At 64.9% G+C, this 22,156-nt stretch carries 19 protein-coding genes; 13 read left to right on the plus strand and 6 right to left on the minus strand.

The genetic code is table 11. The features are described 5' to 3' along the window. Positions 1-172: 172 nt before the first annotated feature. Positions 173-622 (minus strand): cupin domain-containing protein, encoded by a 450-nt coding sequence (locus QX048_RS10215; RefSeq protein WP_315718048.1) that lies wholly within the window; start codon positions 620-622, stop codon positions 173-175. Positions 623-753: 131 nt separating this feature from the next. On the opposite strand from QX048_RS10215, the gene QX048_RS10220 reads away from it, so the two are divergent. Then, positions 754-1,797, plus strand: a complete 1,044-nt coding sequence (locus tag QX048_RS10220) for an AraC family transcriptional regulator (RefSeq protein ID WP_315718049.1) — start codon at positions 754-756, stop codon at positions 1,795-1,797. Here QX048_RS10220 and QX048_RS10225 read toward each other — a convergent pair. Continuing rightward, positions 1,787-3,007, minus strand: coding sequence for a polyhydroxyalkanoate depolymerase (locus tag QX048_RS10225; RefSeq protein ID WP_315828296.1), 1,221 nt, complete (start codon positions 3,005-3,007; stop codon positions 1,787-1,789). The two genes, QX048_RS10220 and QX048_RS10225, sit on opposite strands and share 11 nt — an antisense overlap. Before the next feature lie 190 nt (positions 3,008-3,197). Here QX048_RS10225 and QX048_RS10230 point away from each other — a divergent pair, with 190 nt between their 5' ends. From QX048_RS10230 to QX048_RS10240, 3 genes are all read left to right on the plus strand, one after another. Then, positions 3,198-3,851 (plus strand): glutathione S-transferase family protein, encoded by a 654-nt coding sequence (locus tag QX048_RS10230; RefSeq protein ID WP_315718051.1) that lies wholly within the window; start codon positions 3,198-3,200, stop codon positions 3,849-3,851. A gap of 349 nt (positions 3,852-4,200) precedes the next feature. Then, positions 4,201-4,635 (plus strand): cupin domain-containing protein, encoded by a 435-nt coding sequence (locus QX048_RS10235; RefSeq protein ID WP_315828295.1) that lies wholly within the window; start codon positions 4,201-4,203, stop codon positions 4,633-4,635. Between the two features lie 308 nt (positions 4,636-4,943). Next, on the plus strand, positions 4,944-5,420 hold the full coding sequence (locus QX048_RS10240; protein ID WP_315718053.1) for an HXXEE domain-containing protein: 477 nt from the start codon (positions 4,944-4,946) through the stop codon (positions 5,418-5,420). Positions 5,421-5,443: 23 nt separating this feature from the next. Here the strand turns inward: QX048_RS10240 and QX048_RS10245 are convergent, their stop codons facing one another. After that, positions 5,444-5,716 (minus strand): hypothetical protein, encoded by a 273-nt coding sequence (locus tag QX048_RS10245; protein WP_315718054.1) that lies wholly within the window; start codon positions 5,714-5,716, stop codon positions 5,444-5,446. Between the two features lie 134 nt (positions 5,717-5,850). On the opposite strand from QX048_RS10245, the gene QX048_RS10250 reads away from it, so the two are divergent. From QX048_RS10250 to QX048_RS10270, 5 genes are all read left to right on the plus strand, one after another. Continuing rightward, complete coding sequence (locus tag QX048_RS10250) at positions 5,851-6,228, plus strand: hypothetical protein (protein WP_315718055.1); 378 nt, start codon at positions 5,851-5,853, stop codon at positions 6,226-6,228. Between the two features lie 78 nt (positions 6,229-6,306). Beyond that, a complete protein-coding gene (locus tag QX048_RS10255) occupies positions 6,307-7,146 on the plus strand; it encodes an AraC family transcriptional regulator (RefSeq protein WP_315828294.1) in 840 nt (279 codons plus the stop codon). Positions 7,147-7,317: 171 nt separating this feature from the next. After that, positions 7,318-8,244, plus strand: a complete 927-nt coding sequence (locus tag QX048_RS10260) for an SMP-30/gluconolactonase/LRE family protein (RefSeq protein WP_315828293.1) — start codon at positions 7,318-7,320, stop codon at positions 8,242-8,244. 112 nt (positions 8,245-8,356) lie between these two features. Further along, on the plus strand, positions 8,357-8,950 hold the full coding sequence (locus QX048_RS10265; RefSeq protein WP_315718057.1) for a GNAT family protein: 594 nt from the start codon (positions 8,357-8,359) through the stop codon (positions 8,948-8,950). 63 nt (positions 8,951-9,013) lie between these two features. Continuing rightward, positions 9,014-10,648, plus strand: a complete 1,635-nt coding sequence (locus QX048_RS10270) for a GMC family oxidoreductase (RefSeq protein WP_315750229.1) — start codon at positions 9,014-9,016, stop codon at positions 10,646-10,648. 126 nt (positions 10,649-10,774) lie between these two features. Here the strand turns inward: QX048_RS10270 and QX048_RS10275 are convergent, their stop codons facing one another. Then, entirely contained in the window at positions 10,775-11,920 is a 1,146-nt protein-coding gene (locus QX048_RS10275) for an ABC transporter substrate-binding protein (RefSeq protein ID WP_315828292.1), read from the minus strand. 177 nt (positions 11,921-12,097) lie between these two features. Between QX048_RS10275 and QX048_RS10280 the strand changes: the two genes are divergently transcribed. Together QX048_RS10280 and QX048_RS10285 are read left to right on the plus strand one after the other, a co-directional pair. After that, the gene (locus tag QX048_RS10280) at positions 12,098-12,889 is read left to right on the plus strand and encodes a helix-turn-helix transcriptional regulator (RefSeq protein WP_315718060.1); all 792 of its coding nucleotides are present in this window, start codon (positions 12,098-12,100) and stop codon (positions 12,887-12,889) included. 89 nt (positions 12,890-12,978) lie between these two features. Then, positions 12,979-14,157: a cytochrome P450 gene (locus tag QX048_RS10285; protein ID WP_315828291.1), complete on the plus strand. Its 1,179-nt coding sequence runs from the start codon at positions 12,979-12,981 to the stop codon at positions 14,155-14,157. Positions 14,158-14,204: 47 nt separating this feature from the next. Here QX048_RS10285 and QX048_RS10290 read toward each other — a convergent pair whose 3' ends face one another. Continuing rightward, the gene (locus tag QX048_RS10290) at positions 14,205-15,884 is read right to left on the minus strand and encodes a PAS domain-containing methyl-accepting chemotaxis protein (protein WP_315718062.1); all 1,680 of its coding nucleotides are present in this window, start codon (positions 15,882-15,884) and stop codon (positions 14,205-14,207) included. Between the two features lie 325 nt (positions 15,885-16,209). On the opposite strand from QX048_RS10290, the gene QX048_RS10295 reads away from it, so the two are divergent. Beyond that, the gene (locus tag QX048_RS10295) at positions 16,210-17,325 is read left to right on the plus strand and encodes a PAS domain S-box protein (RefSeq protein WP_315828290.1); all 1,116 of its coding nucleotides are present in this window, start codon (positions 16,210-16,212) and stop codon (positions 17,323-17,325) included. 816 nt (positions 17,326-18,141) lie between these two features. Here the strand turns inward: QX048_RS10295 and QX048_RS10300 are convergent. Beyond that, positions 18,142-19,734 (minus strand): ATP-binding protein, encoded by a 1,593-nt coding sequence (locus tag QX048_RS10300; RefSeq protein WP_315717857.1) that lies wholly within the window; start codon positions 19,732-19,734, stop codon positions 18,142-18,144. A 272-nt stretch (positions 19,735-20,006) separates the two neighbouring features. Between QX048_RS10300 and QX048_RS10305 the strand changes: the two genes are divergently transcribed. Beyond that, complete coding sequence (locus QX048_RS10305) at positions 20,007-22,136, plus strand: phosphocholine-specific phospholipase C (protein ID WP_315827126.1); 2,130 nt, start codon at positions 20,007-20,009, stop codon at positions 22,134-22,136. Positions 22,137-22,156: the final 20 nt, after the last annotated feature.

Below are 22,156 nucleotides of genomic sequence, written 5' to 3' on the forward strand. Positions count from 1 at the left end.
GCCGACGGATGCGGCAGCATCGAAATCAGGGCGAGACGGATCTCGCCGATCGCATCTCGTTCGAGCGCAGCCGCTGCTCATGCCGCAGGCGCACGGAGCCGATAGCGATGATCGCGCGCCGTTCGTACCGCAACAAAAGGGCGGGGGCGCCCGCTGGGGCCCGCGCTGCCGCCTAGTCGTTGGCCTCCGGGGGCAGGAAGTCGACCTCGTGTTCCGCCGAGATCCGCACCACTTCGGCTGGATCGGCGAGATTGTCGAGCATGTTGAACAGCGCTTCCAGCTTCTGCATCGGGGAGACCCAGAACAGCGCGCGCGCCGGCTTGTCGGATTTGTTGAAGTAGCCATGCGGAATGCCGCGCGGCATGCGCACGAGGTCGCCGGCATTCGCCTTGACCCAGACGCCGTCGAGCTTGAGGTCGAGGACGCCTTCCTGCACCAGGATGAACTCGTCCTGGGTGGGATGAACGTGAACCGGCACGAACTGCCCGGGCTCGCTGTTGGTCTCGAAGGCGAACGTGGAGTCGGTGACGGCTTTCGGATAATAGAGCTGACCCAGGATATTCCAGGTCTTGCCGGCATAGCCGGTACCTGCGCGCGTGATGCCTTTTTCGAGTGTGATCATGCCGGATCTCCTTGCTGCACGCGTGGGAGGATCAAGCCGGGGCGACGCCGAGTCTATCCAGAAAACGAATCCCTCGACGTCAGTTGCTAATTATTATAGGTTTCAAACGATCTCGACGGGCGACGTAGGCCATGACTGCAGATGCAGCCGCTGATCGTAGTTGGAAGTCTCCGGCTGTGCCGCGGCTTACAGCCTATGGCCGTGTTGCAACGCACGATGTCGATGAGGCGGCTGAACAAATAGGCCGCATCTTCTGTCCGCATGGGCTGCAACCGGAGGCGGATACTGCGCGCGATTTCCTCGCTCTGCATAATTGCGCGGCATTCGATGGCTTTTCCATCAACTACGTCGCCTATGGCGGTGCGGTAACCATCGATCCGGGCTGTCTCGACCGCTTCTTTCTGCTGCAGCTCCCGCTGGCGGGGACCGCGCGGGTCTTTGCCGGGGCCGGCGAGGTCGCGACGGCGCCAGACCATGCGGCATCACTGCTGTCGCCGACATTGCCCACGCGGATGGTCTGGGACGCTTGCGCTCAGTTGATCCTGTTGCTCGACCGCCGTCTCGTGGAACAGCGCGCAGCAGCGCTGTCCGGGCGCGCGGTGCAACCGATCGAATTCGATCCCGCAATCGCGTTGTCGGGATGTCCTGGCTCGCGGCTCCGGGCTCACATGCTCGGGCTCGCGGACCTCGCCGAGCGTCTCGGCGGTGGGCGCGGCCTGCCACCGGTTGCGGCAGCCAATTGGCGCGAGACGCTGCTGGACATTCTGTTCGAGCAGCCCGGCAATGGCCTGGCGGAGGCGATCAGGCTGCATTCCGGCCGGGTCGAGACATTGCCGCAGGCCGTCCGCCGGGCGCGTGATCTTCTGGCGGCGCACGCAGCCGAACCGCTCGATCTGGCGCAACTTGCGGCGTCGTCAGGCGTGGGGATCCGGGCGCTGCAGGGCGGCTTTCGCCGCCATTTCGGGATGTCGATCTCCGACATGCTGCTCGACATCCGGCTGGCGCGGCTCAATGCGCAATTGATGGCGGCTCCACCGGAGGCGCGGATCATCGACATCGCCTTCGACCTTGGCTTCACCCATCTCGGGCGGATGGCGGGGGCCTATCGCAACAAGTTCGGGGAGGCGCCGTCGGCCACGCTGCAACGCGTGCAGCGCGGTCGCTTCACGAATTGACGTGCACGAAATCCCGCAGCAGCGGATAGATCTCGTTGTTCCACTTCTTGCCGCTGAACACGCCGTAATGGCCGACGCCGGCCTGCATGTGATGGACGCGGCGATAGGCGCGCACATTGGTGCAGATGTCCTGCGCCGAGAGCGTCTGGCCGATCGAGCAGATGTCGTCACGCTCGCCCTCGACCGTCATCAGGCCGATGCGCCGGACTGCCTTCGGGTCGACGGGACGGCCGCGATGCATCAGTCTGCCTTGCGGCAGCAGATGCTCTTGGAAAACGTCGCGCACCGTCTCGATGTAGAACTCCGCCGGCAGATCCATCACCGCGAAGTACTCGTCGTAGAAGGTCTTGATCGTTTCGGCCTTCTCGACCTCGCCTTTGGCGAGATGGTTGGCGAGATCCATGTGCTGCTTGACGTGGCGCTCGAGATTCATCGAGACGAAGGCCGTGAGCTGCACGAAGCCCGGATAGACCTTTCGGAAGGCGCCCCTGCATTGAAAGGGCACGTAGTGGATCAGGTTGTCCTCGAACCAGTCGATCGGCTTGCTCTTGGCGAACTCGTTGACCTTGGTCGGCTGGATCCGCGTGTCGATCGGTCCGGCCATCAAGGTCAAGGTGGCGGGGCGCGACGGATGGTCGTCCTCGCACATCACGGCGGTGGCCGCGAGTGCCGACACCGACGGTTGGCAGATCGCGACCATGTGCGGCCGCGGACCGAGCTGGCTGAGAAAACTGATGAGATGATCGGTGTAATCTTCCAGACCGAAGCGGCCGTGATCGCGCGGGATGTCTCGCGGATTGTGCCAGTCTGTGATATAGACGTCGTGATCCTGCAGTAGTGTCTTCACGGTGCCGCGCAGCAGGGTGGCGAAATGGCCGGACATTGGCGCGACAAGCAGCACCTTGGGCTGCTCCGGCGCAGCGTCCTTCTTGAAGTGCAGGAGCGAGCCGAACGGCGTCTTGAACGAGACCTCTTCGGTGACGGCGAGTTCGCGGTTGCCGACCATTACGCTATCGATGCCATACGCCGGGCGGGCGTAGGTCAAGGCTGAGCGGGAGATCAGCTCGAGCGCGGCGGACAGACGCCGCATGGCGCGGCTGGATAGCCCTGATGGGATCAGGTTGAGATAGCGCATGGCGGCTGCCGCGCTCTGGCGCCACGGCTCGGTCAGGTCCATGTGGTTCTGATAGGCTTGGTACAGCAGCGCCATCGCGTCCGATCCATTACATGCATTGCTGTATGCAATATCGGAGCCAGAACGGCCGAGTCTTGCCTGAAAAACTGGCATGTCGCTTGCTCGATGATATCTCCGACGTATCCGGCTCCGCGCATGATGCCGGTCGCACGAGCGGCACGATGGGCGAACGACAAACGACAATGCGGCAAGAGGGTAGGGCGACATGGCCAAAGCGACGTTGACCATCAGCAGCAAGAATTACTCGTCGTGGTCGCTGCGCGGCTGGCTGCTCGCCAGGTTTGCCGGACTGGATTTTGACGAGGTGATCGTCGGTCCGGACGACGCATCGGCTCGCGCCGAGATCCTGCTGCTGTCGTCCTCGATCCTGGTGCCGTGCCTGCGCCACGATGGTGCGACGATCTGGGATACGCTGGCGATCGGCGAGTACCTCAACGAGACCTTTCCGGAGGCGGGCCTGCTGCCAGCCGACCGCATCCAGCGCGCGCATTGCCGCTCGATTTCGGGCGAGATCCATTCTGGCTTCACGACCCTGCGGGCGTCGCTGCCGGTCAATCTCAAGGGCCACTTTCCGGGCTTCAAGGTCTGGACGCGGGCGCAGGCCGACATCGATCGCATCTGGGCGATCTGGCGCGACTGCCTGGACATATCCGGCGGCCCATTTCTGTTCGGCCAGCGTGGCATGGCGGATGCGATGTATGCGCCGGTGGTGACGCGCTTCGTGACTTATGACGTGAAGCTCGAGCCGCGGCTCAGGGCCTATGCCGACCTGATCATGGCGATGCCGGAGATGCAGCAATGGATCGAGGCCGCCAAGGCCGAGCCCGAGGAGATCGAGGAGCTGGAGGTCGAGTACTAGGTGTTCTGCCGTCAGCGGCGCGTGCCCGCGGCCCTTTGCAGCCGCGGCTCCAGCGAGAACGGCTCACGCCGCGGGCAGCGGCTGCTCAATTTGAAGCCGGATTTGCGTCTTCTCGGCGCGTGGCGCGAGCTGTCAGCACGTCACCATTGCCGTGTGGCGTCGGCCAAAACCCGGTTGTTGGCAATCAGTTCGGCTCGCGATGCCGCCCTGGCCTACCGATCTCTGCGTTGCAGACAGAGCGTGGCGTGGCTTTCGCATGGCACAATCCGCTTTCGGACGTGGTGGCCGCTGTGGCCGATCGATGGGCCGCAACGGTCGCCGACGTCGCGATCAACCGGTGGAGGCCGTCATGAACCAGCATGCAGTGGTGACCAAGTTCTCGCACGTGAAGCCCGAGGACACCGACTACAAGGGCGGTGGGTTGCGCGACTTCTTCCTGTACCGCGATCTCGGCATCGCCGACGCCACCGGCGGCCAGGTGATCTGCCACCTCGTCAAGGCCAATCCGGATCGTCCGCCGGTGGATGGCACAGGTTGGCATCGCCATGATTGCGATTTCCAGATCGTCATCATGATGAAGGGCTGGGCCCGCTTCATGTACGAGGACAAGCCGACCCTGGTGAAGGCCGGCGACGTCGTGCACCAGCGTCCCGGCATCGTGCACTACCTCTACGATTATTCCCCTGACATGGAATATATGGAGATCGTCAGCCCGGCCGACTTCAAGACGGTCGAGATGCCGCCGGCGACCGACAACGTGCCGCCGGTCACGCCCTGGACCTGAGCGCCAGATCTGCTTCTCCGTTAGTCTTTGGCATCCGGTTGCGGCAAGCGGCCGCAGGCTTCCCCTCACGATGTGGTGGGTCGTCTCCGATGTGTCCGACATCTAGCGTGAACAGATCGCGCACCAGATGCGGCATCCGATTCGGACGCGATTCGTTCCAGCAGCGTTCCGAGGATTAAGACTGCAAGGAAGCGCCGTCGCATTTTGAAACACGGCACGCGCGCTGCCTTTTTCGCGCCTGGGTGCTCTACATTGCCCCTTGCGACCGGTCTGGCGCCGGTCCATCACCCGCGAGGGGAGCATCGATCATGACATTGACCACATTGGCTTGGCTCGCGCTCGCGGCCTACGGCGCGCATATTCTCGAGGAATACACGTTCGATTGGCGCAATTGGGCGCGGACGGTGATGAAGCTGCCGGTCGAGTGGAGCGACTTCTACGTGACGAACGCGCTGGTGGTCGTGCTCGGCGCGGTGCAGGCAGAGCTTGCCGAGACGTGGCCGCCGGCCGCGCTCACCTACGCGGCGCTGATGATCATCAACGCCGTCTTCTTCCACATCCTGCCGTTCCTGCGCAGCGGAGGCAGATTCTCGCCGGGGCTGGCGACGGCGCTGATTCTGTTCTTTCCGATTGCAATTGCGATGTGGCGGCGAGCGTGGGGTGACGGTGTGCTCGACGTTGGAACGGCTGCCCTCGCGATCGTCGCCGGCTCGCTGCTGATGGCCTATCCGGTCGTGATGCTCAATCTGCGTTCAAAACCATATTTTCGGCAAGACCGGCCCTGAGCAGAACTCAGGGCCCGGCATGATCAATAAGACGAAGCGCGATCGGCAACGAAGCTCGGCTGCGGACGGCGTCCATTGCGCTCGTCAAATCGCGCGCGCGGGAACCGCCAGCCGATGACGGTGGCTTCGAGCGCGCCGCCGGATTCCTTGTTGTGCCATTTGCCATCAATGTAGAAGCAGGGGAACGGCAGTTGATAGGTGCCGCTGTGATCCTCGCACAGCACCTCGACCGTCTGTCCGGGCGGCGGCTCACCGCTGCCGTCGAATTGCGCCAGCCGTTTTTCGCGCGTAGCCATTCTGTCCATCTCCCTAAAAACGGGTCCCAGCCGGAACTTCAATGCGCGATTGAGGTCTCAGTATGGTATCAATCAGGAAACTCCGTCAGTTCCACGCAAAATCATGTGTTGGGCAAGCCAATGAGAAAATTGTGATGCGAAAATTCATTGCCGCGCGAATCATCTTTGCCGCGAGCGCGCTCGCGACAGGTGTGAGTTCTGCCGGACATGCGCAGGATATTCCGGGCATCGAAATCTGCACTGCAGAAAAGGCGATGGATCGACGGACATCATGTCTGCAGAGCAATATCGATTTCCTGCAGAAGACGATGACCAAGCAATCGCTCGATCAGCAGCAGAAGCTCGATGCGGCGAATCGGCAGATCCAGGCGCTGAAGGCTGCGCTGATCTCGCAGCAGGGCCTGATCGACGAACTCAAGGCGTCGCAGGCGAAACTTGCGGACGAGCTGAGGAAGAAGGCCGATGCGCCGGCCGCCAAGGACGCGGCGCCGGCGAAGCCGGCCGGCAAATAGCACGGCCCGCAGCGCAACAACGATCAAGCGCATGTGGATCTCCGCGCGCAGGATCGGGCGCTTCGATAGGAGAGAGGCGTGTCCACCAACCCGGCCCAGAAAGCGCTCTGGTTCATCGAGAGCCATCTGTCGGCGCCATTGACGCTGGATGAGGTCGCGGCCATCGCCGGCGTGTCGCGCTTCCACATCGTGCGCGCGTTCGCGGCGGCGACCGGCGTCTCGGTGATGCGCTATGTCAGGCTGCGCCGTCTCAGCGAGGCGGCACGGGCTCTGGCCTCTGGCGCACCCGACATTCTCAGTCTCGCGCTCGAGGCTGACTACGGCTCCCACGAAGCGTTCACGCGCGCGTTCCGCGACCAGTTCGGCGTCACGCCGGAAGCGGTGCGCGCCCGTGCGCGCCTCGATGGCCTCGCACTGCAGGAGCCGATCCTGATGGACCAGACCCCGCTCGATGATCTCGCCGCCCCACGCTTCGTCACCGCGCAGCCGCTGCTCGTCGCCGGCCTCGGCGACCGCGTCAGCGTCGACAATGGCGCCGGCATCCCGGCCTTGTGGCGTCGCTTCAACGAGATCGTGGACGAGGTTCCGGCGCGCCGCGGCGTGGTGGCTTATGGCGTGTGCTGCAACGGCGACGATGCCGGCAATTTCGACTACATCGCCGGCGTCGAGGTGGCCGATTTTTCCGACCTGCTTCGGACCTTCAGCCGCGTGCGGGTTCCGGCGGCGACGTTCGCCGTGTTCACCCATGCCGGCCACGTCTCGTCGATCCGCCGCACTGTACACACGATCTGGAATCGCTGGTTGCCCCAGTCGGGCTATGAGGTCGCCGATGCGCCGAACTTCGAGCGCTATGATCGGCGTTTCGACCCGCTCACCGGCAATGGCGGCCTGGAAATCTGGCTGCCGGTGATCCGCTAAACATCGCGCGCGGTACCAACTTGCGTCGACACGCTGCAAGCGTCTCCCTCAGCAGGGCTGCTCTGCGGTCTCGCGCTCAGCCGCTTGCTTGGCAAGCCGTGCCGGCTTTGCGATAACTCACGCCTAACAACCATGCGCCGCAGCGCGGCGACGAAAGCGGGAGGTCGTCCGATGTCCGACATGCGCGTGCTCGCCACAGATCTGGAATTTCCGGAAGGGCCCGTGGTGATGCCCGACGGCTCGGTGGTGCTGGTCGAGATCCGCGGCAAGCGCCTGACGCGGGTGTTTCCCGACGGCCGCAAGGAGATCGTGGCGCAGATTCCGGGCGGGCCGAACGGCGCAGCCCTCGGGCCCGACGGCAAGATCTACATCTGCAACAATGGCGGCTTTTCCTGGATTCCGACCGGCAAGATGATCATGCCGGGCCCACAACCCGAGGACTATCTCGGCGGCTCGATCCAGCGCGTCGATCTGCAGAGCGGCAAGATCGAGACCGTCGTCAGCCGCTGCGGCGAGCACGCGCTGCGCGGGCCGAACGATCTGGTGTTCGACCGTCACGGCGGCCTGTGGTTCTCGGACCTCGGCAAGCGCCGCGCCCGCGACATGGACGTCGGCGCGTTCTATTACCTCAAGCCCGGCATGAGCGAGATCATCGAGGCCGTCCACGGCATTCTGCCGGCCAACGGCATCGGGCTGTCGCCGGACGAGAAGACGGTCTACATCGCGGAGACGCCGACCGCGCGTCTCTGGGCCTACGATCTCGCCGAGCCCGGCACCGTGAAGCCGCGCGAGGTGATCTATCGCGGCGAGCGCGGCCGCCCGATCGCGGGGCTCGGAGGCTACCAGATGTTCGATTCGCTCGCGGTCGAGGCGAACGGCAATGTCTGCGTCGCCACGCTGGTGACCGGCTGCATCAGCGTGATCGCGCCCGACGGCACGCTGGTCGAGCAGGTGCCGACCGGTGACCGCGTCACGACGAACATCGCCTTCGGTGGTCCCGAGCTGAAGACGGCCTACATCACGCTGTCGGGCAGGGGTGAGCTGGTGGCGATGGACTGGCCGCGACCGGGCCTGGCGCTGAATTTTCTGAACAAGTGACGCTCTACGTGATAGTTCCGTCATCGCGAGCGCCAGCGAAGCCATCCAGGGCGGCACATGCGACTCTGGATTGCGTCGTCGCTCGCTCTCCTCGCAATGACGGACACTGCTGATGCCCTTTCTTGAACCAGTCACCCTTCGCGGCCCGCATGCGAGCCTTGTGCCGCTGTCGGCGGACCATCACGACGCGCTGGTCGAGGCCGTCAGTGACGGCGAATTGTGGAGGCTGTGGTACACCGCAGTTCCGAAACCCGAGACCATGACCAAGGAGATCGAGCGGCGGCTCGGCCTGTTCGCCACGGGAAGCATGCTTCCGTTCACGGTGCTCGATGCCGACGGCCGTGTCGCCGGCATGACCACCTACATGAACGTCGATGCCGCCAACCGCCGCGTCGAGATCGGCTCGACCTGGTATGCGAAGCGGGTGCAGCGCAGCGCGCTCAACACGCAGTGCAAGCGGCTGCTGCTGGCGCACGCCTTCGAGGCGATGGACTGTATCGCCGTCGAGTTCCGCACCCATTTCTTCAACCACCAGAGCCGGCGCGCCATCGAGCGGCTCGGCGCCAAGCAGGACGGCATTTTGCGCAGCCACCAGATCGCGCCGAACGGTACGCTGCGGGATACCGTCGTCTACAGCATCACCGCGGCCGAATGGCCGACCGTGAAGGCGCATCTCGACTACCAATTGAATGACAAGCCGCGCTGACCGCGCTATGGCCGCTTGCCGCCTCGCGCGGCTGACGATGACGAGACCGGGACGAACGACCAGATGGATACCTTCGACTATGTGATCGTGGGCGCCGGCTCCGCCGGCTGCGTGCTGGCGAGCCGCCTCAGCGAGGACCCTGGGGTCACGGTGTGCGTGCTGGAGGCGGGGCCGCGCGACTGGCATCCCTACATCCATCTGCCCGCCGGCTTCATCAAGACCTTCTACATGAAGAGCATCAACTGGGGCTATCAGCAGGAGCCGGGGCCGTACACGGCGGGGCGCAGCATCTATGCGCCGCGCGGCAAGACGCTCGGCGGCTCCTCTTCGATCAACGGCCATGTCTACAATCGCGGCCAGCGCCAGGATTTCGACACCTGGGCGCAGATGGGCAATCGCGGCTGGAGCTATTCCGACGTGCTGCCGAATTTCAAGCGCATGGAGAAGCGCATCGGCGCCGGCGAGGACCAGTATCGCGGCCGCGACGGCAACCTCATCGTGACCACCATGGAATGGAAGGACACGCTGTGCGAGGCTTTCATGGATGGCGCTGTCTCGCTCGGTATCCCGCGCAACCCGGACTACAACGGCGCCATTCAGGAAGGCGTCTCATACGTCCAGCGGACCATCCAGAACGGCCGCCGCGTGTCGTCGGCGACCGCATTCCTGCGTCCGGCCAGCAAGCGGCCGAACGTCGAGGTTCGCACCCACGCCCATGCCACCGGCGTTGTGCTGGAAGGCAAACGCGCGGTCGGCGTGCGTTACAGCCGCGGCGGGCGCGGCGGGGCGCCGGTCGAGGTGCGCGCGCGAAAAGAGGTGATCCTGTCCGGTGGTGCCTACAACTCGCCGCAGCTCTTGCAGCTCTCGGGCATCGGCGCGCCCGCGCTGCTGCAGGAGCATGGCATCGAGGTGCGCCATGCGCTCAACAGCGTCGGCGAGGGCCTGCAGGACCATTACGCGCCGCGCACGGTGGCGCGTGTCAAGAACATCAAGACCGTCAACGAGCTCGCGCGCGGCCTCAATCTATGGGGCGAGGCGCTGAAATGGGCGGTGACGCGGCGCGGCATCCTGTCGCTGTCGCCGACCATGGTCTACTGCTTCTGGCATTCCGGCGAGACCGCCGAGCGCTCCGACCTGCAGCTCACCTTCACGCCGGCGAGCTACAAGGAGGGCGTGCAGGGCCAGCTCGAGGACGAGCCCGGCATGACGGTCGCTTCCTGGCAGCAGCGCCCGGAGAGCCGCGGCTACGTCCGCATCCGCTCCGCCGACCCGTTCGCGCCGCCGCTGATCCAGACCAACTATCTCACCGCCGAGCTCGACCGCCGCGTGGTCGTCGCCGGCATGAAGCTGGCGCGCCGGCTGCTGGCCTCGGCCCCGCTCGCGCCGTACTACGCCTATGAGGATTTCCCGGGACCGAAGGTGAACAGCGACGACGAGTTCCTGGCCGCGGCGACGCAGCGCGCCACCACCACCTTCCATCCCGGCTGCTCCTGCCGGATGGGCCCAGCGGACTCGACCTGGGCAACGGTCGACGACCAGCTCCGCGTCCATGGTCTCGAGGGCCTGCGCGTTGCCGACGCCTCGATCATGCCGCGCATGATCTCCGCCAACCTCAACGCCGCGACCCTGATGATCGGCGACAAGGCGGCGGACCTGATTTTGGGCAAGGCGCCGGTGGCGGAGAGTTTGTCGGCGTAGTTGGGGCCGTCGCCGCTTATCGTTCGAGCCCGTGTCGTGCCGCACGACCAGTGCGCCCCCCTCCCCCTTGCGGGGAGGGGAGTGCACCGCCTGCGCGGCAGACTATGCTTCCGATCACGAGCTTGACTACTTCACCAGCCTGAACCGCCCGCCCTCGACCTTGATCAGGAACGCCGAGCGTTCGTCGTAGCCGTTGTGGTCGGTCGGGCTCATGGTGGAGAGGCCGTTGTTGAGATAGACATCCTTGCCGCGCTCCAGTTCGTCGCGCAGCGCGGCGCGAAACTCTGCGGTGCCCGGCTTGGCCGCCTTCAATGCGCCCGGGATGGCCCGCTTGAGCAGCGTGGCGGTGTCCCACAGATGTGCGGCGAAGATGTTCGGCTTGTCACCATTGGCGGCCCGATAGGCTGAAACGAATTCGTCATTGGCGCGGCGGAACGGATCCTCCGCGGGGAGGTCGTCGGCGATCGAGAACGCTTCGCCGGCGAACACCGCGCCCTCGACATTCTCCTTGCCGAGCTTGATGAACTCCTGCGTCGCGACGCCATGGGTCTGGAAAATCCTCCCCGCATAGCCGCGCTCGCGCAGCGCCTGTTGCGGCAGCACCGCCGGCGTGCCGGCGGACGCGATGAACACCGCATCCGGATTGGTGGCGATCACCTTGAGCGCCTGGCCGGTGACGCTGGTGTCGCCGCGCGCATAGACCTCGTGCGTGGTCACCGTGAGCCCGAGCTTCGGCGCCAGCTTCGTCACCTCCTGATAATAGCCCTCGCCATAGCCGTCGGACACGCCGATGAAGCCGAGCGTCTTCACCCCGGTCTTGGCGATGTATTTGAGCATCGCCGCGGCCATGATGTCGTCATTGGGCACGACCTTGAATGCCCATTTGCGCTTGTCGTCCATCGGCTGCACGATCGCGGTCGAGGCCGCCAGCGACAGCAGCGGCGTCCTGCTTTCGAGCGCGACGTCGAGCATCGGCATGGTGACCGGCGTCAGCGAGGAGCCGATGATGACGTCGACACCGTCCTGGATCACCAGGCGGCGCGCGTTCTGCAGTCCCTTCACGCTGTCGGATTCGTCGTCGAGCGCGATGTAGACGATCTTCTCGCCGTCGATCTCCTTCGGCAGCGCAGCCACCGCCTTGATCTGCGGCTGCCCGAGCGCCGAGCCGGGCCCGGTTGCGGACACCACGATACCGACCTTGATGTCGGCGCACGCGGGCGAGCCGAAAGCCATCGTTGCAGCAATTCCGATCGCCGTGAGCGCGGCTCTCATCGCATATCCTCCCCGTTGAGCGTGCTCGGCGCGTTGACTGGCCGAGACTTTGGCCGATGAGCGTAGCCGGACCGGCGGCCTCGTGTCTGTCCCCGTGGTTGGTGACGCGGGGCGGCGCTTCCAGCCAGGGCGGGTTGCTGCTAGGTTTCGGCGAACAAAGAGATCCGGGAGGAACGCATGGAGGCTCAGGAGCCTGGCATCGAGGCGGCCGGTGCCGTCGGCGCGATGGTGCTCGCGATCGGACAGCCCGCATTTCCGCAAGTCCTGATCGAGACGTTGCGCATCGTTGCCGATGTCGGCCACTGCATGGTGTTCGCCTTCGAGGACCAGCGCTCGGCGCGCTGCCTGCTCAGCACGGGGAACATCGCGATCGGGCCCGACCTCGGCGCGGCCTATTCGGAGCACTTCCACATCGCCGATCCGAACCGGGATACGATCTTTCGCGAGCGCGCGGAGGCGCGCCACATCCTGCTGCCGAACTTCGCGCGCCGCATGTACCCGAAGGGCTACCGGAAGCTGTTCTTCGAGGACTCCGAGATCGTCGACAAGGCCGCCACCGCGATCTGGGTCGGCGAGCACTGCACCTACGTGAACTTCTATCGCACTGCTGCCCAAGGCGGTTTTGCGCCCCACGAGCGCCAGCGCATCGCCGCGGTCGCCCCGATCGTGGGGGCCATCGTCGCGCGTCATTGCCAGGATCGCGCTGCCGCGATGGATCCGGCCGACAGATTTGCTTCGTTGTTCGCCGCCGGCGGACCGCTGTCGGTCCTCACCGCGCGGGAGAAGGACGTCTGCCGTCGCATCCTCGAAGGCTTCACCTCCGAGGCGATCGCCGGGGCTCTCGGCATCGCCCTCAACTCCGTCTTCACCTATCGCAAGCGCGCCTATGAGAAGCTCGGCATCGCCTCGCAGAACGAGCTGTTCGCGATCGCCCTCCGCCTGATGACGACACCGCGGCCGCTGAACTGAGCGAGGGGCTCGCCCGCTGTCACCCATCGCCGGGACAGACGTTGCCGGAGCGTGCGGCTAGCCTGCGCCGTCAGAACCGGAGACCGAGAGTGAGCACAGCACCGTATTTCGACATCGATACCGCCGCGTTCTGGACCGATCCCTATCCGGCGCTGGCGCGCATGCGCCAGGAGACGCCGATCGCCTTTGTGCCGCAGCTCGGCAGCACGCTGTTGTGCCGTCGCGACGACATCTTCGTCTCCGAGAAGCAGATCGACGTCTTCAGCTCACATCAGCCGCAGGGCCTGATGAACCGGCTGATGGGCGACAACATGATGCGCAAGGACGGCGCGGCGCACATGGCGGAGCGCCAGGCGATCGCGCCGGCGGTGTCGCCGCGCGCCGTGCGCGTGCACTGGCTGGCGCAGTTCCAGGCCCACGCCGACCGGCTGCTCGATGCGCTCGACCCGGCGAGGGATGTCGATCTCGTCGGCGATTTCGCGCTGCCGTTCTCGGCCGAGTGCCTGAAGCTGATCACCGGCCTCACCAACATGCGCTTCCAGGACATGAATGCGTGGTCGCAGGCCATGATCGACGGCATCGCCAACTACACCGGGGATCCCGCGGTCGAGGCGCGTTGCAACGCCGCGACATCAGGCATCGACGCTGCCATCGACGACATGCTGCCGGTGCTGGAGAAGACCCCGAACCAGAGCCTGCTTGGCGTGATGCTCGCCACGCAAATGCCAATGGAGAGCATCCGCGCCAACATCAAGCTCGCCATCTCGGGCGGCCAGAACGAACCGCGCGATGCGATCGCCGGCACGGTGTGGGCGCTGCTGACGCATCCCGAGCAGCTCGCGCTGGCCATCCATGGCGAGGTGCGCTGGCTCCAGGTGTTCGAGGAATATGCCCGCTGGATCTCGCCGATCGGCATGTCGCCCCGGCGCATCGCCAAGCCCTGGACGATTCGCGACGTCGCCTTCGAACCGGAGGAGCGCGTGTTCCTGATGTTCGGCTCGGCCAATCGCGACGAGGCGCATTTCACCGACGCCGATCGCTTCGACGTCCGCCGCGACGTCTCCAAGAGCATCGCCTTCGGCGCAGGCCCGCATTTCTGTGCGGGCGCCTGGGCCTCGCGCGCGATGATCGCCGACGTCGCGCTGCCGACGCTGTTCGCGCGGCTCAAGAACCTGCGCCTGCGTGACACCGAGCCGGTGCGCATCGGCGGCTGGGCCTTTCGCGGCCTGCTCAATCTGCCGGTGACCTGGGACGCGACGCAGGATTGATCCTCGCCGCGGCCCTTGCGGGGGGGGGCGCCGTGCTCAGGCGGCCTCTACGCCCTGCCTGCTGCGATCGCCTGCGCCTCTGCGGCTGCGCGCTGCATGCTGGACGACATCTCGCCGGTGACCGTGCTCTGCTCCTCGACGGCGGCGGCGGTCGAGGTGACGTATTCGCTGACGTTCTGGATCTCGACCTTGATCGCGTTCAGCGCATTCACGACCTCGCTGGAGATCCCGTTCAGTCCGGCGATCTCCGCGCCGATCTTGTCGGTGGCGGCCTTGGCCTGCGTGGCGAGATTCTTGACCTCCGACGCGACCACGGCAAAGCCGCGGCCGGCATCGCCGGCGCGCGCCGATTCGATCGTGGCATTGAGTGCCAGCAGGTTGATCTGCCCGGTGATGTTGCCGATCAGCTCGACGATGCCGCTCATCGCCTGCGTCGCCTCGCTCAGGCGCTTGGCCTGCGAATCGGCGGAGGCGACCCGGTCAGCCGCCCCCATCGCGGTCTCGCGGGACTTCGTCATGGCCTCGGAAATCTCGCGCACCGAGGCGTTCAATTCCTCGGCACCCGCGGCGACGGACTCCATCATGCCGCGGACTCGCTCATTGCCCATCCGCACCAGCACTTGCTTGGTGACGTCGGTGGCGTATTTCACGACCTTGAACGGCTTGCCGTTGAGGTCGAGGATTGGATTGTAGGAGGCCTGAATCCAGACCTCGCGACCGCCCTTTCCGATCCGCTTGTATTCCGCGGTCTGATATTCGCCGCGGTTCAGGGCGGCCCAGAAGTTGCGGTAGGCCGCACCGTCGCGCTCTGACGGATCGACGAACATCGAATGATGGCGGCCCTTGATCTCGGACAGCGTATAGCCGAGCGCCTGCAGGAAATTGTTGTTGGCGTCGATGATGGTGCCGTCCAGTTCGAACTCGATCACGGCCTGCGATTTGCTGATGGCGGCGATCTGTCCGGCGAGATCGGCATTCCGAAGCTTCTGAGCGGTCACGTCGGTGGCGAACTTGACGACCTTGAAGGGCTTTCCGTTCTGATCGAACACCGGATTATAGGACGCCTGAATCCATACCTCCTTGCCGCCCTTTCCGATTCGCTTGTATTCCGCGGCCTGATATTCGCCGCGGTTCAGGGCGGCCCAGAACTCGCGATAGGCGGCACTGTTGCGCTCCTCCGGCGAAACGAACATGCTGTGATGTTTGCCCTGGATCTCCGGAAGGCTGTAGCCCAGCGCATTCAGAAAATTGTCGTTGGCGGTGACGATGGTGCCGTCCAGGTTGAATTCGATCACGGCCTGTGATCGGCCGATGGCCGCGACCTGAGCGCTGTAGTCGAGGTTCTGCAGCCGCACGCTGGCGTCGGACCACTCGACGACCGTTCCGGCGCGGCTTCCGTCCGGGTGCTTCAAGGGCTGCGCGATCAGATCGAACGTCCACTTGCCGATCTTGATGGTGGCCCGGTGCTCGGAGGCGAGGGCCTGCAGCATGCGGCGCTGGTGGGTCGGGTCCTTGTGGAAGACGTCGATGTTGGTGCCGATGAGGCCGTCGACGCGGAAGTTCGGCAACTGCGTCTTGAGATCGGCCTCCGCCTCACGCATCAGCGCCCGTACCGCCTCGTTCATGTAGACGATGTTGAGCTTGTCGTCAGCGACCATCACCTTCGCGGTGATCGCGTTTGCGGCCAGGGCGGCCAGGGATGCGGCGTTGTTCTTGCGGCCAAACATGATGGTCTCCTGTGCAAACGATCACGCCAGCGATGTGCACATCCTCGTGATCACGCGGTAGTTGCTGTGATCCGGAGACGGCGCTGACTGCGATCATTCCTGAACTCGATGATCCCCGTAAATTCCCGGGGGGCTTTATTCAATCTAACAGCTCGTCAGTAAGATTCGGTTAGGCAGCAATCTGCAGAGATGTTCTGATTGTGCAGGAATGGCCGTGAATCTGCGGGGCGTGTTCAGGTGTCGCAGGGCCGGGATTGCCTTAGATCAAGATCGACATGATCCTCGGCGCTAGGCTCCATTCGGATTGGATGGTATCGGCTTCGACATGCCAGAGAAGGACATTGCCGAAGTCATCGCGGTGCCGAGGGTGTTTCTCGACAGCCTCGGCATCGGCATCTCGATCATCGACAGTGCAACGGGACATATCCGGTTTGCGAACGCCGAATGCTGCCGGATCGTCGGATACACGCTGGAGCAGCTCAAGACCGGTGGGCTGACCTTTGTCGATCTGACGCATCCAGAGGACCGGGAGCGCAATCGGCTGCAGCACGACAAGCTGCTTGCAGGCGAGATCGCGACCTATCAGCTCGACAAGCGCTATCTTCGGCCGGACGGAAGCGTCGTGTGGGGACGCGTGACCGTCAATCCCGTCAGGGACGCCAGGGGCCGCCTGAAGTGGTTCTGCGCCGTGGTCGAGGACATCACGACAACCAGGATCCTGGAAGAACAGCTTGCGGCCGCGGAGAAGCTCGCTGGGCTGTCGACGTTCAACCTGATCGTCGATGCAGACGATTCCAAGGGAGATTTTCCGCCGGCGTCGCCATCGTCGCTGCGCGACATGTTGTGCCACGTGCATCCCGAGGATCGGAACGGGCTCGAGCAGGTCATCCGTCGGGCGATCATGAAGCGAACCGGCTACACGCGCGACTACCGGGTGCTTGGCAAAGCCGGTGCGGTGCGCTGGGTCCGTGGCATGGCGACCTCCGTCTACAGTCCGTCCGATGGACGAACCCATCTCGTCGGCGCGACGATCGACGTCACCGCGGATCATCTCGATCGCGATAGCCAGGTGCCGGAGTCCATTCGCAGGATCCTGGAACACATTGAGACGAACTGGGATCAGAAGATATCGATCCAGCAACTCGCGGTTCGCTACGGCGTCAGCCCCCGCACGGTCTATCAGTACTTCGCGAAGAGTGGCGTGTCCTTGGCCGAGAAGATCAAGCTGACGCGAATCCAACATGCGCACCGCATGCTGTACGATGCGAAAGCGGGTGACACGGTGACGTCGATCGCCCTGCGATGTGGCTTCAGCAATCCGGGGCATTTCGCCAGGGAGTATCGAAAGATCTATGGTGAGACGCCGTCGGAAAGTCTGAGGCAGGCGTCATTGCCGCTGGCGGCGCGGGGTGAAGCCGCCGCTGCTCCGTCCGTCCGCTGATCGTCAGCCGACCTTCACGGCATCACGTCTGGATGGAGCACCGGCCAGATGTGCCCGACGGGCAATCTCCGCATGCTTCGTATGCGCGAAATGCCCGTCGAGTTAGTTTGCCGCAGCCGCGCCGGCTTGCGTCGTCGGGCAAATCAGACCGATGGTCTTGCCCATCCCGCCTCGAGCAGAGGGACGTACGCGTCGTCACGAACGTGGAGGTGGGCTGCGATGGACGTGACGGCTGTGGCAGACGAGCGCAGGCGGCACGGACGGCGAAGTCGTGTGGTCCTGGCCTCTCGACGCTGAGGTCAAGTCCGTGGTCGTTGCTTGACGGCACGCGCGGGCGATGGGGGCAAGAAAGCCGATCCCCAGGGAGAGCACGAAGGACACCGTTAACACCGTCGCGCGGGGAAGGCCGGGTCTGTCCGGCTGTACCTGTGGTACCTGCCGCCTGCATTCTTTTGAGCAGGCGGGCCACGGGCCTCAGCCGAGGTCCGGCCTTCCTCGCGCCCTCTCGTTGTTCAGAAGGGGCATGATTGCCGCATCACCTGGGCCTCATGGGCGGCGGGAAGGCGGCGTCGTGTCTTATGGGATGTCTCGGGCACAGTGTGATGGAAGGCGCCAACCGCAACCTCAGCCGTCGTCCCGGCCTTGCGCCGGGACCCATAACCCCAGGAATATGTGTGAGGCACGCTGGTGGATCGATTTCGCTTCGCCACCATGGCCGGTGGCCATGGGTCCCGGCGCAAGGCCGGGACGACACCGGTCGTGACGCGCGAGCTCTGGCAAACGAGACATCGACCGGCGCCACCATCGCGGTTCGCCTTACGCTTCCAGCGCCGTCCTGATCATGCGCGCGAGATCGGCGCTGACATACGGCTTTGCCAGCAGCAGCACGTCGGCATCGAGCCGGCCATGATGCACGATCGCGTTCTCGGTGTAGCCAGATGTGTAGAGCACCTTCAGTCCGGGGCGGCGCTTCTCGGCCTCGATGGCGAGCTGCCGGCCGTTCATGCCGCCGGGAATGATGACGTCGGTGAACAGCAGGTCGATGCGTTCCTGGCTGTCGATGATTGTCAGCCCATCGGCGGCATTGCTGGCCGACAGCGTGCGATAGCCGAGACGGCGCACCTGAGCCACGACGTAGTCGCGCACCAGCGCATCGTCCTCGACGATCAGGATGGTCTCGTCGCCGCGCGCGACCGCCGGCCGGCCGGGCTCTGCGGCCGGCGTCTCCGGCAGTCCGGCGGCGCGCGGCAGATAGAGCTTGACCGTCGTGCCGTGGCCTTCCTCGCTGTAGATCTTGACGTGGCCGTTCGATTGCTTGACGAAGCCGTAGACCATGCTCAGCCCGAGGCCCGATCCCTTGCCGACGTCCTTGGTGGTGAAGAACGGCTCGAACACCTTGTCGAGCAGTGGAGCCGGAATGCCCTGGCCGGTGTCGCTGACCGCGATCATGACGTAGCTTCCGGGCTTGGCGTCGCGGTTCAGTTGCGCGTAGTGCTCGTCGAGCGTGACGTTCTTGGTCTCCAGGGTCAGCTTGCCGCCGTCCGGCATCGCGTCGCGCGCATTGAGCGCGAGGTTGAGGATCGCGGTCGACAATTGGCTCGGATCGATCAGCGCCGGCGCGCTGTCATGGGCCAGCATCGATTCGATCTCGATCTGCTCGCCGAGCGTCGGCCGCAGCAGACGGCCGGCCTCGACGATGAGCGCATTGATATCGGTGGCGCGCGGCTGCAGCGGCTGGCGGCGCGAGAAGGCGAGCAGGTGCCGGGTCAGATCGGCGCCGCGCTCGGCGGCGGCGCTGATCATGCCGGCGATGCCTGCGAGCTGGGGCTTGTCCTTGACCGCATCGGCAAGGATCTCGATCGTCCCGGTGATGACGGTCAGGATGTTGTTGAAGTCGTGCGCGACGCCGCCGGTGAGCTGGCCGATCGCCTCCATCTTCTGCGCCTGACGGACCTGGGCCTCGTTGGCCTCGATTTCCTGGAATCGCCGCACCATCGCTTCCGCGGCGCGGCGCTGCCGGATCTCCTCCTCGAGCTGCGCATAGGCCTTCTGCAAGGTGATGCGCGTCGGCAGCACCAGAAGCTGCGGCAGCATCTTGATCATGATGACGATGATTCCGATCGAGGTGACGCCGAGAAAGACGTTGATGACGTCCGTGATGGTCGAGGTCGGTACCCAGAGATCGACGATCGCAAGCAGGCGGGTGACCCCGACGACGGCCACGAAGGTCGCAAGCGCCCCGACGATTCCGCGGAACATGACGTCGCGCCAGCGCCGCCGCAGGAACGTGCCGACGACGAAGGCGATGGTGAAGAAGGCGCTGGCGATCAGTCCGTTGGATACGACCTGCAGCCATGCCCATACCGGCGCTCCCTGCAGACCCGCCGCTTGCACCGTCAACGTCGGCATATGCAAATCATCCTCAACAACGCAGCGCGCCAAATCCGGGGGCGGCCCGGCCGGTCGTCGTCGCAACCCGAACGGATCATTCAGCTTTTCGTCTCCGGCGCAAGGGCAATGGCGGCTTCGACGCGCATCGCGGCAGGGCGCCCTCGCCGCGAACGCCGCTCCGCCGCGCGGCGTCAAAAGCCTGCCACACATCCTTTACCGCCCGGTCACGCGGTTGTTAACGCGCCGACCTAAGCCGCTCGACACCGTCATCACCATGGGGAATGAACGAGATGTCGAACACGATCGCGCACAACCGGCGCGAGTTCCTGCGGCTGCTCGGAGCGTCGGCTGCGACCGCCGCCCTCGGCCAGAGCATCGAGCGCGCGCATGCCATTCCGGCGTTCAACCGCCACGGCAGCATCGAGGACGTCAAGCACATCGTGGTGCTGATGCAGGAGAACCGCGCCTTCGATCACTATTTCGGCGCGATGCGCGGCGTCCGCGGCTTCAACGATCCGCGCGCCGTGAAGCTTCCGAATGGCAATCCGGTGTGGCAGCAGCCGAACGGCGCGGGGGCAGTGATGCCGTTCCGCGTCGACAATGCCGGCCAGGTCTATGTCGAGGACGTCGCCCATGGCTGGAACGACGGCCAGAAGGCCTGGAACAACGGCAACTACGACAAGTGGATCGCCAACAAGGGCACCACGACGATGACCTGCATGAACCGGCAGGATCTGCCCTGGCACTATGCGCTGGCCGACGCCTTCACGGTGTGCGATTCCTATTTCTGCTCGGTGATGGGCCCGACCGATCCGAATCGCTACTACTTGTGGACCGGTTGGGACGGCAACGACGGCAAGGGCGGCGGCCCGGTCATCACCAATGCGGAAGCCGGCTACGACTGGACCACGTTTCCGGAGCGGCTGGAGAAGGCCGGCATCTCCTGGAAGGTCTACCAGGACATCGGTCTCGGCCTGACGGCGGAAGGCTCCTGGGGCTGGACCCAGAATCCGTGGATCGGCAATTACGGCGACAACTCGCTGCTGTATTTCCATCAGTACCAGAATTCGCAAGCAGGCAGCCCGCTGTACGAGAAGGCGCTGCGTGGCAGCAACATCGCCAATGGCGGCACGTTCGAGAACCTGTTCGACGGGCTGCGCAACGACGTCCGCAACGGCACGCTGCCGCAGGTGTCGTGGATCGCAGCTCCGGAGGCGTTCAGCGAGCATCCGAACTGGCTGCCCGGGCCGGGCGCCTGGTACATCTCCAAGGTGCTCGACATCCTGACGTCGAACCCCGAGCTGTGGAGCAAGACCGCGCTGCTCATCAACTACGACGAGGGCGGCGGATTCTTCGACCATGTCGTCGGCCCGTATCCGGCGATGTCGCAGGCCTGGGGCCAGTCGACCGTCGATGTGAGCACGGACCTCTTCGCTGGCGACGGAAGCCACGTTGCCGGCCCCTACGGACTAGGCGTCCGCGTGCCGATGCTGGTGGTGTCGCCGTGGTCGCGCGGCGGCTTCGTGTGCTCGGAAGTGTTCGACCACACGTCTGTGATCCGCTTCATCGAGCGCCGCTTCCATCACAAGGCGCCCGATCTGTTCGAGAGCAACATCCCGGCGTGGCGGCGCGCAGTGTGCGGCGATCTCACCTCGGCGTTCAACTTCACTTCGCCCAACGAAGGCATGGCGCCGCTGCCGAGCACGGCCGGCTACAAGCCGCCGGCCGCCGACATCACCTCCGGTGCCCGCTTCGACGACTATCATCCGGTGCCGCCGGCCAAGCAGGCGTTGCCGCAGCAGGAGCCGGGCATTCGCCCGGCGCGCCCGCTGCCCTACGATCTCAGGGTCGATGGCGACGCCGATGCTGCGCACAAGACGTTCGCGATCCGCTTCGCCAATCCGGGGCAGGCGGGCGCCTGCTTCCACGTCCGCTCCGGCAACACCGCGACCGGCCCGTGGAGCTACACCGTCGAAGCCGGGAAATCGCTGCACGGCGTGTGGGACCTCGCGGCCAGCGCCGGCCAGTACGATCTGTCGGTGTACGGCCCGAACGGCTTCTTCCGCCACTTCAAGGGCGGCGTCGCCACCACCGCCGCGCTGGTCGACGTCGATACGGTCCATCTCTGTGATTGGGATGATGACGACGATTCGCGCAGCCTTGCGATCGCGCTCACCAACAAGGGGGCGAGCTGTGTCGTGACACTGGCCGACAACTATACGGGACGCAGCCAGCGGCACCGCCTGCAGCGTGGCCAGCGGCTGGAGACGCGGGTTCGCCTGCAGCAGACCCATGGCTGGTACGACCTGACGGTCACGACGGACAGCGATGCCAACTTCAACTGGCAGCTCGCGGGTCACGTCGAGAACGGCCGGCCCAGCATCAGCGACCCGGCGATGGGCAGGATCGCCGCGACCTGATCGCGAACGATATCGGGATG

It is taken from the genome of Bradyrhizobium sp. SZCCHNS30572 (genome assembly GCF_032484415.1).
Taxonomy (GTDB): Bacteria; Pseudomonadota; Alphaproteobacteria; order Rhizobiales; family Xanthobacteraceae; genus Bradyrhizobium.

Coding starts and splice junctions, on each gene's coding strand:
- QX048_RS10240 (WP_315718053.1), top strand. CDS start 4,944: ATGACATTGACCACATTGGCTTGGCTCGCGCTCGCGGCCTACGGCGCG.
- QX048_RS10270 (WP_315750229.1), top strand. CDS start 9,014: ATGGATACCTTCGACTATGTGATCGTGGGCGCCGGCTCCGCCGGCTGC.
- QX048_RS10230 (WP_315718051.1), top strand. CDS start 3,198: ATGGCCAAAGCGACGTTGACCATCAGCAGCAAGAATTACTCGTCGTGG.
- QX048_RS10295 (WP_315828290.1), top strand. CDS start 16,210: ATGCCAGAGAAGGACATTGCCGAAGTCATCGCGGTGCCGAGGGTGTTT.
- QX048_RS10300 (WP_315717857.1), bottom strand. CDS start 19,734: ATGCCGACGTTGACGGTGCAAGCGGCGGGTCTGCAGGGAGCGCCGGTA.
- QX048_RS10225 (WP_315828296.1), bottom strand. CDS start 3,007: ATGGCGCTGCTGTACCAAGCCTATCAGAACCACATGGACCTGACCGAG.
- QX048_RS10280 (WP_315718060.1), top strand. CDS start 12,098: ATGGAGGCTCAGGAGCCTGGCATCGAGGCGGCCGGTGCCGTCGGCGCG.
- QX048_RS10305 (WP_315827126.1), top strand. CDS start 20,007: ATGTCGAACACGATCGCGCACAACCGGCGCGAGTTCCTGCGGCTGCTC.
- QX048_RS10215 (WP_315718048.1), bottom strand. CDS start 622: ATGATCACACTCGAAAAAGGCATCACGCGCGCAGGTACCGGCTATGCC.
- QX048_RS10275 (WP_315828292.1), bottom strand. CDS start 11,920: ATGAGAGCCGCGCTCACGGCGATCGGAATTGCTGCAACGATGGCTTTC.
- QX048_RS10265 (WP_315718057.1), top strand. CDS start 8,357: ATGCCCTTTCTTGAACCAGTCACCCTTCGCGGCCCGCATGCGAGCCTT.
- QX048_RS10220 (WP_315718049.1), top strand. CDS start 754: ATGACTGCAGATGCAGCCGCTGATCGTAGTTGGAAGTCTCCGGCTGTG.
- QX048_RS10245 (WP_315718054.1), bottom strand. CDS start 5,716: ATGGCTACGCGCGAAAAACGGCTGGCGCAATTCGACGGCAGCGGTGAG.
- QX048_RS10260 (WP_315828293.1), top strand. CDS start 7,318: ATGTCCGACATGCGCGTGCTCGCCACAGATCTGGAATTTCCGGAAGGG.
- QX048_RS10235 (WP_315828295.1), top strand. CDS start 4,201: ATGAACCAGCATGCAGTGGTGACCAAGTTCTCGCACGTGAAGCCCGAG.
- QX048_RS10290 (WP_315718062.1), bottom strand. CDS start 15,884: ATGTTTGGCCGCAAGAACAACGCCGCATCCCTGGCCGCCCTGGCCGCA.
- QX048_RS10250 (WP_315718055.1), top strand. CDS start 5,851: ATGCGAAAATTCATTGCCGCGCGAATCATCTTTGCCGCGAGCGCGCTC.